This is a genomic window from Sodalinema gerasimenkoae IPPAS B-353 (assembly GCF_009846485.1).
GTDB classification, from domain to species: domain Bacteria; phylum Cyanobacteriota; class Cyanobacteriia; order Cyanobacteriales; family Geitlerinemataceae; genus Sodalinema; species Sodalinema gerasimenkoae.
Map to the genome: position 1 here is coordinate 4,716,303 of NZ_ML776472.1, position 11,764 is coordinate 4,728,066.

Consider the following 11,764-nt stretch of genomic DNA (forward strand, 5'->3'; position numbering starts at 1 on the left):
TAAAGTCTATTCTTTTGGGGCTTTAGGGACCTATAAATTTTTTTTGGGGGGTGGGGGTCTAGCATCTATTTGTTAGACTTGAGCCAGGATCGTTCCGATTATTTTGAGGGTAACTGAGGAAATAAACCCGTATCATGGGGTAGGTAAAACGTTGAAGTACATCAAACGACAGATTTAACCGATAGCCATAATCCTTGTATAGTAAGGATTTTAGATTTTCTTAATAAACCAAACGAGAAATATTAAGAAAAAATTAAATTGTTTTCAATATTTGTTTTTTCGTATCACTTCTAGCAAAAAAATCCAATAAATCTGAGTAAACAGATTCTGTCCGCCGGTTATCAGTCCTGTTTTAATGAGTTGAATGGGCGATCGCCAGCTCCGATAAACCTACATTTTGTATCTAAGATTGCATTTATCTCTAATCGGTAATGTTATGCTAGGGCGGTGCTTCAGATTCCCTAGGGCAAAATCTGACTGGAGTCCCTAGGGGAATTTACGGATATTACGTGAGCAATTATGTTGACAAGCCATCATGAACGACTGTCAGAACGCGTTTGGACATGACCCTCTCCCACCTCGGCTACTCGATACCACCCTACGGGATGGGGAACAGATGGCAGGGGTGGCCTTAACCCCAGAGGAGAAACTCGCGATCGCCCGATTACTCGATGCCATCGGTGTCCCAGAAATCGAGGTTGGGGTAGCTGCCATGGGCGGTGACGAAGCCCTGGCCATCACCATGCTCGTCAACAGTCATCTCAACGCCGAACTCCTGGGATGGAACCGGGCGCGAATTTCGGATCTAGCTGCTTCCTTTAATTGTGGGTTGCAACGGGTGCATATTTCCCTTCCCGTTTCTGACCTACACATTGCCGCCAAGTTTGGGGGCGATCGCCAACGAGTCTGGCAGCAGTTGCACGAGAGTCTCAGCTTTGCCCGCGATCGCAGTACCTTTATCTCCGTCGGGGCAGAAGATGCCTCACGAGCCGATCCTGAGTTTCTATTAGCCGTTGCTCAAACAGCGCAACACCTAGGCGCACAGCGATTTCGCTTCTGTGACACCGTCGGCATCCTCGATCCCTTTCAGATGAGGGAACAGGTGCAACGCCTGGTGCAGTCCCTAACCATTCCCGTGGAAGTGCATACCCATGATGACCTCGGGATGGCCACCGCCAATGCCCTAGCGGGATTGCGCGCCGGGGCCAGGGTTGTCGATGTCACCGTCAATGGTATTGGCGAGCGAGCGGGGAACGCCGCCCTAGAAGAAGTGGTGGTGGCCATGCGTCGCCTCCAGGGTTGGGATTTCGGCATTGATAGCCGTCAACTGCTGAGACTGTCCCGAACGGTTCAACAATGGATTCAGGGTGGACGCTTGCCCCCCTGGAAGGCGATCGTCGGTGAGAACATCTTTACCCACGAATCGGGGATTCATGCCGACGGCATCCTCAAAAATCCCCAAACCTATGAACCCTTCCCCCCACAATGGCTGGGAACCCAACATCAGATCCGGATCGGCAAACATTCCGGGCGACGGGCGATCGCCGCCTGTTTAGAACACCATCAGCCCCCCCTAACTCCCACCAGCCAGCATCATCAACAACTTCTGCTCGATGCGGTGCGAGTACGAGCCACCCAACTCAAACGAGGCTTAGGAGTAGACGAAGTCTTAGCTCTGGCGGCCTCATCTCCCCCCTCCTGAGCCGTGATTAGGACCACTCAAGAGGGGGGAAATTTTCTTCAGTTAATCCACACTAATCATGATCTGACTAGCCTGAATGATCGCATACGCTTCTTTCCCCTGACTCAACTGTAATTTGTCCACCGAAGCCGTCGTTACCATGGCGGTAATTTCCACCCCTGGATTGATCTCTAAGGTAACCTCAGCATTGACAGATCCTAAAGAGATATGTTTGATGGTTCCTTTCAAAACCTTATTCGCTGTAGCTTGCATGATAGTTTTAGTCCAAAGATGGATGTAAAAAGACTAAATTTTTTATAAACGAAAACGACTTTCAAAAAAGTATAAATTGCTATAAAACCTAAAATAATATAAATTCACCTGGCAACCTCCTAATCTCAGCTCAATAGACAATTTCCAAGATCCAGATATCACAAGCAACCCTAACTCTAAATTTTGGACTGTTCATTTTTTATTTGTTATTCAACCCAGGCACATCATGTCCTTCTCACACATCTCAAGCTATCCAAGTTGCCAAAAATGTCCTGATATCTGTTTCCCCCACGATCTATATCGGCAATTTTACCCTCAGTCTCGGCGATTTCTTCCCATGGACGTCCTAGACTTAAGCTGGCTTCCCGTCGGCTCAAACTGCTCTCACCACAAGGGTTTAGAGCCAGCAGACGAGTCTCCCTCCCATCGAAATGCTCCTCGAAAACTGCCCCTGAGTATGGCCTCCCCCCTCGTCATTTGGGAAGGCTGTAATCTGTTAGCCCAGCGACACGATATTCCTTGGAGTTGGGACGGCTCTCGTTGGACGTATCATAAACCCGTAAAACGGGGACGCGGAGAACTCCAATTCTGGATTGAGGGAGACAATCCCCAGAGTAAATCCCATTCAGACATTGCCGAATTTGATATTCGCTCCGCCTGTCTACATCTCATTTATGGCGCCAAAGTTACCCAACTTTCAGACCCCACGCAAGACGTTTTTCAGGTGAGCGATCGCGACCTGGCTCATTATTTCGGACTGCAACGACGACGGGATCTCAGTCAGCATGACAAACTCAATCTCCTAGAGCGTTTAGTCCGGGAAGTCAGCCGCTTGCGGGTGGCAATTCGTTGGCTACAACAGGGGGACATTCCCGCCTTTGAAGAACCCGAACATCCCCTTTGGGAATTAGTCCAGTTTGACCATCATCCCCCTCAGCGATCTCAGAGACATCCCAGTGGCTTTACCCTTACCATTCGTCCTGGCCCCTGGGTTCAGCATTTCCTGAATCCCCAAGGCCAGCAACAAGGACGGGGATTTTATCAAACCACCAACATCGAAGCCGATTGGATCGAACTGGCCTTTCGCAACTGGCAACAACATCCTGGAATGGTGCGATCGCTGTTTTGGCTCATCTTTAAACTCCGCTTTGGCCGCCAGAGTCCCCTACGAGTCTCAACCTTGATGACCATCGCCTATGGCCGGGCTAAACTGGAACGAGCCGAGGGCGATCGCGACACCCGCAAACGTCTCATCCGCACCTTCGAACGAGACCTAGAACTCCTAGCCGAAGCCGGACTGACGCCCGAATTTGATGCTAAAACCTATCCCCTAGAAATTCGTCCCCTCTGGGCCAGACTGCAAACGATCCCCGACGATTCCGACGATCCCACCGCGATCTGGCTATCCGACGCCGAGGGCGATCGCTCCCTCCTTGACTTCGCCCCCCGAGGGAAATGGAAACGCCTCAAAAAAGCTCGTTTCAGCGGCTTCAACCCACGAGATTGATCTCCTCTCCCCCTCCTCTCTTACTCCCTGTCCTCCGTAACTCCGTGGTTCCCCTCCAACAACAACAAACGCGACGGAGACAACCCCACATACCAAGGAAACGGACGAGACGTCAACCGTTGCCACCTCTCCTTAAACACCTCCGCCCGTAAATGGTAATCCCCAGAATCCACCGGCGGTTCCCCCAACTTCAGATAAAGCGTTTGCCGGTGAGGCGTTTCACTACTCCCCGCCAGCCAAGCCGGGAAGCAATTAGACCCCTCCAAACTATCCAAAAAGGCAATATGATGGGCGCGAATCCCCACATGGGTTTGCATCGGTGACACCCAAGCCGGAGTGTCCAGAATACAAGCCCAATCCAAGGCCCGGATTTTGTGAGTTGACAGCCGTTCTACCCGAGAATAGTTCTTGCATCCCGTCAATTGCGCCACCGTCAGGGTTCCGGGATTATCGAAAATGCTTTGCTTGGCCCCCTGGGCCATCAGGGTTCCGTGACAGAGAACCGCCAGATGGGGACATAGGCGATAGGCTTCTTCCAAATTATGACTGACAAATACCGTTAAGCCCGGATATTGGCTCAGGGTTTGACTCAATTGTGTCTCCAGTTGACTGCGTAGATGAGCATCCAGGGCAGAAAACGGCTCATCGAGGAGTAAGAGATCCGGTTCTGGGGCCAGGGCCCGGGCCAAGGCCACCCGTTGCTGCTGTCCCCCAGAGAGTTGATGGGGATAGCGATCGCCCAACCCCAACAGTTGCACCTGATCCAGTTGTTGGGCCACCCGGCGCAATCGTTCCTGTTTGCCATAGCGTTTTAACCCATAGGCGACATTTTGCCAAACCGTCAGATGGGGAAAGAGAGCGTAGTTTTGGAAGACAAACCCCAAGCGGCGATCGCGACTGGGGAGGTTAATCCCCTGCCGAGAATCATAGAGAACCCGATCATTCAAAATAATCATGCCAGAATCGGGCGTATCAATCCCCGCAATACAGCGCAGGGTCAGACTTTTGCCTGATCCAGAACTTCCCAACAGGCCCAAAGGCTCATCCTCGACGCAAAAGGCAACATCAAGATGATAATTAGGAAGTTTTTTCTGAATGCGAACCGTCAAAGACATAAGTTGGTCTAAGTTTAAACTTATTTGCTTTGGTCAGCTTCCAACCGCCTCACCCAATAGAGAAAGATCACCGCGATCGCCACCATAATCATCACCATGATATTGGCCCGGTCATAATCTCTCGACTCCACCGCATCATAAATCGCCAGGGGCAGCGTTTGAGTCCGTCCGGGGATACTGCCAGCCACCATCAGCGTCGCCCCAAACTCCCCCAAACTTCTCGCGACACTGAGAGTAAATCCCGCCAAAATGCCCCGATAGGACAACGGAAGCGTAATTCTCAGCAGGATTTCCCCCTCCGTCGATCCCAGAGTTCGGGCCGCCGCTTCGAGTTCCGGGTTGACATTGGCGATCGCCGCTCGGGTAGACTCAACCATCAGCGGTAATGCCACCACCGTCGAGGCGATGGCCGCCGCCTGCCAAGTAAACAAGATATCAATCCCCAACCACTCTCGAATCGGACTTCCCCGGCCCAACCCCAACAGCAACCCATACCCCACCACACTCGGCGGTAACACCAGGGGTAAATTCAACAGAGTAGACAGAAACAGTTGGCCCGGAAAGCGGCGTTTCGCCAAAAGCGTCCCCAACCCCAACCCCAGCACAAAGATAAATAGACTCGCGGTGAGAGTGACCTGTAACGAGAGAAGCGACGGCTGCCAAATCATGGCGTTGGGGGAGACTCGGGGACAACAAAACCATATTTTTCCATCAGCGGCCGTCCTTGTTCTCCATTAATAAACGCCGCAAACTGTTTCGCTTCCTCAGGATGGGGGGCATTTTTGGGCACAGCCAGCATTTGTTCGAGGGGGTGATGGAGATGGTCAGGAATCAAAACCCACTGTCCCGGTTTCTCCACACTAATCGAGAGGGCGGCGATCGCCACATCCACATTGCCGGTGATGGCATAGTGCTGAGTCTGACTGATATTTTCCCCTAAAACCAACTTCGGTTGTAATTCCTCCCAAAGTCCGGCCGTTTTCAGGGCTTCGCGGGCAGCGGTTCCATAGGGGGCATGATTGGGGTTGGCGATCGCCACTCGCGTCACCTCCGGCCGTAGTAAATCCTCAAGCTGGCTAATCTCTAGGGAATCTTCCTCCCGTTGCCAGAGAGTAATTCGTCCCACCCCATAGAGGGCCTTCGTCTCCGGAAACACTAAGCCCTCTCGGTCTAAATCTTCCACAAATTGGCGATTCGCGGCGGCAAATAAATCCACCGGCGCACCCCGGGCAATTTGCTGAGCGAGTTGTCCCGTGGACCCAAAATTAAACAGTACAGAATGCCCCGTTTTGTCTTCCCATAATGTAGCAATTTTGGGAAACACATCCCTTAAATCCGAGGCGGCCGAGACCGTGAGCGTCATCGAAGTTGGGGGAGTATCTGCCCGGAGGAAGGGTTGATGCAGCGGCGAGAAGCCCAACGCAATCAGCAGTCCGAGAACTGCCAAGCCAAGAAACCATGACAGCGTTTTCATTATTCGTATTAGCTAAAATTCTGATATCAATAGTCTAATTGGTCATCGTCCCGCTGATGGTGTTAAAACGCACAAATCTATCTCAGTTCACCGACTAAGCGCCGTAAGAGTTGAATCGGCAGTGCATAGACCGATGGCCCACTCCCCCCTCCTCCTTGACCCAGGGGTTGAGATCCTATCGTCCCAAGGGTTAACATACCGATCACCTCCCCCCATTGATTGAAGATGGGCGCACCACTGATTCCCGGTTGCGAAGGAACACTAACCTCAAGAATCCACTCACTACAATGTTCACTCGGACGAATACGGTTGATCAACCCCAAATTGCAATATAGGTTGTCTTCAAACTCATGACTCTCCAAAGCCGGAAAGCCCAGAGTAAAAATTCGGTCCCCCACTTCCACCAGTTCCGAGAACCCTAAGCGTAACGGGTTGAGAGTCATGGAACTGGGATGGACTTCTAGGATGACAATATCATCCTCTGTCGAGGTTGGCAGGTGTACAGACTTCACCGTCAACCGCTCTTGAGCCATGATGATGGAGATTCCCTGAGTCGGGAGCAAACCTCCACCATGAGGCTCCATGACCATATAACGGTGGGTCGCAATTAGATGGGGGCCAATCACAAAACCACTACCACTGACTAGCTGACCTCCCAAACGCGCCTGGATACAGACCACAGAAGAACGATACCGACGAACAGTCTGATTCAAATTCTGTAAATCTGGACGATGGAGATCCAAACGGCTGCCAAACGTCTCTAACTGAGTTAGATAAGCCTCTCGCTGTCGCGAGCGAGCCAAAATTTCCAGTCCCAGTTCCATCTGACGGCGAGACTGGGGAGGGGTGAGTCGCTCAAACTGTTCTTGAGCCTCGGCATATCGCTGTAGACGCAAAAAATGCTGCGCCAGGGATTCTGGATCACCCTCTAAATCAATGGGTAAATTGTCCAGCACACTCAGCCACTTGCGATACGTCGAAGCCATTGCAATAATATCCCGAGAGGCTTTTTGTGTGCGCGGTAAGAGCCGTTCTCCTTCTTCAACAAACTGATTAACTTGAGCTTCAATTGCCTTCGATCGCCAGTCAATCCTCTGAGTTTGCTCTAACCAACCGTTAATGCTTCGACGCAACGTCCCCCACTGATCTAAATTCAAGCGCGCGCGATCGCTCAGTTGGCTGCGATCGCGGTAGATCTCAAATAAGATGTCATTATCAAGAGGAGTGGGTACATACCGTTCGCGCTCTTGTTGGTAGATCTCAAGACGATTCTCAAACCGTGCCGACAGATTGGCCAGATCAGCATACTCATGATCCTCAAGACCCGCCTGTAAGGCAGCAATCAACTCTTTGAGACGGGACAGAGACTTTTGATAGTTTTGTGAGTTCCAGAATTGTTTTTTCAAAGACTCAGTTTGAGCCGGAGTCAGCAAGTGAGAGTCCACAATAGTAATACTATTGACGTTCCCCGTCGTTGCATCTTGGGCCGTCACCGTCAGCAAACAGTCTGAATCAATCTCAAACGTCACATTGATTTTAGGAACTCCGGCTTGAGCGATAGGAATTCCCTCTAACACAAATTCACCGACCTTAAAATTCTCCTGAGGCAAGGGAGACTCCCCCTGAAAAACCTCAATCCTGACCTGAGTTTGTCCATCTTCTGTCGTGGTATAACACCGAGTCTTATCAATTGGAATAGAGGTATGTTTAGCAATCACTGAATCAAACTTGAACTGCCCCGGAGCCACCCGACATTTAATGCCAAGGCTAAAGGGAACCACATCAATTAACAGTGCTTCCTGAACATCTCCTTGGAGAATTGCCCCTTGTAGAACAGCACCACGGGCCACCACCGTCAGAGGGTCATAAACAGAATGCGCCGCTTGATTAAAGACCCGTTGAAGACAGCGATGCACCGCCGGCATCTGCCCCCCGCCCCCAATCAACAACACACGAGTTGGCTTCTGCTCAATTCGACGGCAAATTGTCTCGATACGCTCTAACCAAGGGCGAGCTAAGTCCTCGAGTTCTGGACGACTTAAACTGAGGTGAATCTGACGATTGCCAAGTAGAGCCGGTAAATCAATCGTCCATTCTACCTGGGAAGATAGCTCAATCTTTAGTTCTTCACAAGCCTGACGTAACCGAGTTGCCGCTTGACTATTTCGAGGGAGATCTTCCCCAAAATCAGCCTTGAGAGACTTGGTCATGTGAGTATAAATAATTTCATCGAGATCCGAACTTCCCAGACTGTTATCACCTTCAATCTCAATGACCTCAAACACCCCTTCCCCGACCTGAATAATGGATAAATCTAGGGTTCCTGCCCCGAGATCAACCACCAAAATGGTTTCGGCCTTATCACTGCGGACTCTCTGAGCCAAACACGCGGCTGTCGGCTCATGAATCAGCCGCAACACATGAATACCCGCTAACGTTCCAGCAGTTTTAGTCGCTTGTTTTTGCGCCTCATTAAAATAAGCAGGAACAGTAATCACGAAATTTTGTAAAGGAATCGTCGGTAGATAGCGAGCCATCGCGTCATTGACCCAATCCATCGATGGCGCTAATCCCAGAGACTGACTCGCTAGCCGCACAATGGTTTGAGCAATTTTGCACTCTAGGTACTCTCGGGTCAACTCACGAGCATGGTTAATAATACGGGCAGAAATTTCTTCAGGGCGATAGATCTGATCCCCCACTTTGAATTTTCGCTGAGTTCCCATTTCCCGTTTTGCACCGGTAATAATGGCACGGGGAGATTTATGAATTAACGTCGAGATAGGGAGTCCCACCAACTCTTGTCCCAACTGATCAATGGCAAAGACCGAGGGAAATTGCTGTCCTCCATTTTTTTGCACAACTTCGGTGGTTTCTTGCCGTTTGTTATACAGACACACCACACTATTACTGGTTCCGAGATCTAAGCCAATGACATCACTATAGGCCCCCAACACGTCCGCACTGGCGGCCTTAAACCAGTTCGCTGCTTGCTGCTGAAATTGCTCCTGGTCAAACTTCTCAAGTTGAGGGAGTTCAGCGGCGATACAATCCTGCCATTTAGGTCCTAGGACCTCCAGATCTGCCAACTCCTTAATTCGTCGCCACAGGCGTACTTTTTCCAGATTAGACAGGTGAGGTTCAGCGGCTTTCGCAGCACATAACTCTGCGAGATGCTCAATCCGGCCGGCTTTTCCCAGTAACCGTTGAAAATCGAGGTCAAATAGCCTCTCCTCAGCACCCACTTGACGCTCCCGCAGTTCAGCGGCCCGTAAAAATTCACCGGCCTGTTCGTAGAGAGTTCTGGCAGAGTCAAGATCCCCCAACCGCTCATAGAGGAGAGCCGCCATAAAAAAGTCTCCCCCCTGTTCAAGCAATTGTGCTTTTTTCCGGGGGTCAACATCCTGAGGATTAACAGACTCCAAAGCCACTAACGCTTGACCAAAGGCATTCGCTTTTTCAAACAACAGGGATGCCGTAAAATAATCTTGATTTTGTTCGGCATGAAGTGCGGCTTCTAAATAGTTTCCTGCCGCCTCTTCTAATTGGCTCCAATGCCGACGAATGTTCAGGACTGCCTCGTCAGACTCCGCTTCACTTAATTCCAACTCAAAGGCACAACGAGCGGTTCTCACTGCTTCCGAGAGATAATACTCAGTTCGCTCAGCTTCTGCTGTCTGTCCCCGTTCCCGCCAGGCACGAGCCACCCCCGTCAACAGCTCTATGGCCGGCAAAAAGTCTTGTTGTTCAACCTGAGTTCTCGCTTGAGTTTCCACCAGCTCTCGTAGGTCTTGAATCCAGCCTGGGGCTATCTCAGGACGAGAGTAAATCGACTCGGCAAATTTCCGGAGTTGTTTCTGGCAATCACTTACCTTTTCCCGGTTATTGGCATGTTGAAACTGCTCAAAAGCCTGAGTAAAATCCTCAGTGTTCCAGTAATAGTCTCCCAAGCGGTTGTGAGCTTGCGTAATCCAGTCTAAATTCTGAGACTGTTGTGCCAGAGCTAGCTGCTGCTGAGCCACTGTCTCCCCATCGAGAGAACTTAAATAGTTGATAGCGCTTTCATAGTTTTCGACTGCTTCTGCTAGATCAGCCGCCTCTTGATAACGCTCTAGGAGCGCATAGATGGGATGCAGTTTCGGCAATTCTTCTGGGCTTAACTGCTCAAAAAAGGCTTTCCAGGGGGTCGTTTTATCGAAGGAATGCTTTCTTAAAAAGACCTCAAAAATCTTTGATAACTCCCCTGGAGCGAGACAGTTGCACTGATGCCATCGCATCACTCGCTGAAGCAGCAGATTACTTTCCCCAAGATCGGCCAATTGTAGGCAAATTTGCCGTTGAATCTCTCGCACTGCCTCTGAGTCAGGATGGCGGGGCGCGAGTCGCCAAGCTGCATCTAGGTATGGTGGAGTCTGCGGATTGGCATCGAGGAGCTGCGAGATGGCTCGTTTAATGATGAGGTGAGATCCGCTTTGCTGTGGCTGAAACTGGCAATCAAATTGCCGGATGACTTGGCTAAGTTGATGGCAATCACACCTCATCGCCAGGGAGAGTGCTTTGATATACATGGACCAGACTCGGGTTTGACCCCGAGAGGTCTCAAGCTGCTCTTCTAACTTTGTACAGGTTTTCCTAAGTTGCGGGTACGGTTTTTCCCGTTGAAGCAGGTGACGAAACCGTCGAGTTAACTTACGAACTAAGCTCGTCCAAGATCTCGTAAGCATCCGGGAAAAATTACCCATGATCCGATGACTCCAGAAGATGGCAAAGTAGGACTAACCGTTGAATGCGTCAATTGTATCCTGTATCCACTATGCTCCAACTGTATCTAATCCGTCATGGAATTGCCGCCGATCGCCATCCCCAAACCTATCCCGACGATCGCCAACGACCCCTCACCGACGCTGGAGTTAAAAAAACCCGTAAAATCGCCAAACGGCTCGCAGAACTCGGTCTACACTTTGACCATCTCCTCACCAGTCCCCTGATTCGGGCCCAGCAAACCGCCGAAATTCTCGTGAACGCCAAACTGAGTACCAAACCCGAGATTTCCGCCACCCTGGCTCCCGCTGGGGAGTTGCAGGATTGGCTAACGTGGTACAACACCATCCCCAAAACAGGCAACAACGGCGATGTGGCGATCGCCGTTGTGGGACATCAGCCCGACTTAGGACAGTGGGCCGAACAACTCATTTGGGGAGAAGTTCGTGAAAAACTAATTGTCAAAAAAGCCGGTGTAATCGGCGTCAATCTTCCAGATGACGGGGAAATCATCGGCCAGAGTGAACTCTTCTGGCTCGTTCCACCGCGATTTCTGCTCTAGAAACAAGCATCACATCCAGGGCGATCGCCCATCAATCAGACCCTTAGCATAACCGACGGCTTGGTCTTGGGAGGCGTGACCCTCACTCTGACCCTTAACCTCATCCCCATGGGGGTCAATCACCGTCGCCCACCACCAGGCGCGACTGTAGCGTGGAATAATCAGATGTCCTTTATAGACTTGGCTTTGGGGTTGCGTATCGGTCAGAACCCGATCGCCTCCTGACAGAGAAGATGTTGCAATCATAATCTTGGGATCTCCCAGAAACAGACGTTATCCGAGCAACGGAAGATTCACCCTCGTTACTCCCATTATGTCGCGAGTTTTACAGATTCTATACCGTTTTGTTACATCTGCAACACTTGCTCCTCAACTCACCCCAGATTGAGGA

At 50.7% G+C, this 11,764-nt stretch carries 9 protein-coding genes; 3 read left to right on the forward strand and 6 right to left on the reverse strand.

Annotated elements, in window-relative coordinates; genetic code table 11:
• Positions 1-535 precede the first annotated feature (535 nt).
• Positions 536-1,702 (forward strand): homocitrate synthase, encoded by a 1,167-nt coding sequence (gene nifV, locus L855_RS20505; protein WP_159790780.1) that lies wholly within the window; start codon positions 536-538, stop codon positions 1,700-1,702.
• A gap of 42 nt (positions 1,703-1,744) precedes the next feature.
• Here nifV and L855_RS20510 read toward each other — a convergent pair whose 3' ends face one another.
• Positions 1,745-1,954, reverse strand: coding sequence for a TOBE domain-containing protein (locus tag L855_RS20510; protein WP_159790781.1), 210 nt, complete (start codon positions 1,952-1,954; stop codon positions 1,745-1,747).
• Between the two features lie 337 nt (positions 1,955-2,291).
• On the opposite strand from L855_RS20510, the gene L855_RS20515 reads away from it, so the two are divergent.
• A complete protein-coding gene (locus L855_RS20515) occupies positions 2,292-3,461 on the forward strand; it encodes a hypothetical protein (protein WP_159790782.1) in 1,170 nt (389 codons plus the stop codon).
• Between the two features lie 20 nt (positions 3,462-3,481).
• Here L855_RS20515 and L855_RS20520 read toward each other — a convergent pair whose 3' ends face one another.
• The 4 genes from L855_RS20520 to L855_RS20535 all read right to left on the reverse strand — a co-directional run bounded on the left by L855_RS20520 (position 3,482) and on the right by L855_RS20535 (position 10,792).
• Positions 3,482-4,576 carry a sulfate/molybdate ABC transporter ATP-binding protein gene (locus tag L855_RS20520; RefSeq protein WP_159790783.1) on the reverse strand — a complete coding sequence of 365 codons (1,095 nt, stop codon included), beginning with the start codon at positions 4,574-4,576 and terminating at the stop codon, positions 3,482-3,484.
• A gap of 20 nt (positions 4,577-4,596) precedes the next feature.
• Positions 4,597-5,244, reverse strand: coding sequence for a molybdate ABC transporter permease subunit (gene modB, locus L855_RS20525; protein WP_159790784.1), 648 nt, complete (start codon positions 5,242-5,244; stop codon positions 4,597-4,599).
• A complete protein-coding gene (gene modA / locus L855_RS20530) occupies positions 5,241-6,050 on the reverse strand; it encodes a molybdate ABC transporter substrate-binding protein (protein ID WP_159790785.1) in 810 nt (269 codons plus the stop codon). The genes modB and modA overlap by 4 nt, the downstream gene beginning before the upstream one ends.
• A 77-nt stretch (positions 6,051-6,127) precedes the next feature.
• Entirely contained in the window at positions 6,128-10,792 is a 4,665-nt protein-coding gene (locus tag L855_RS20535; protein WP_159790786.1) for an Hsp70 family protein, read from the reverse strand.
• 71 nt (positions 10,793-10,863) lie between these two features.
• Here L855_RS20535 and sixA point away from each other — a divergent pair, with 71 nt between their 5' ends.
• Entirely contained in the window at positions 10,864-11,373 is a 510-nt protein-coding gene (gene sixA / locus L855_RS20540) for a phosphohistidine phosphatase SixA (RefSeq protein ID WP_159790787.1), read from the forward strand.
• Between the two features lie 9 nt (positions 11,374-11,382).
• Here sixA and L855_RS20545 read toward each other — a convergent pair whose 3' ends face one another.
• Entirely contained in the window at positions 11,383-11,619 is a 237-nt protein-coding gene (locus L855_RS20545) for a hypothetical protein (protein WP_159790788.1), read from the reverse strand.
• Between the last annotated feature and the right edge of the window lie 145 nt (positions 11,620-11,764).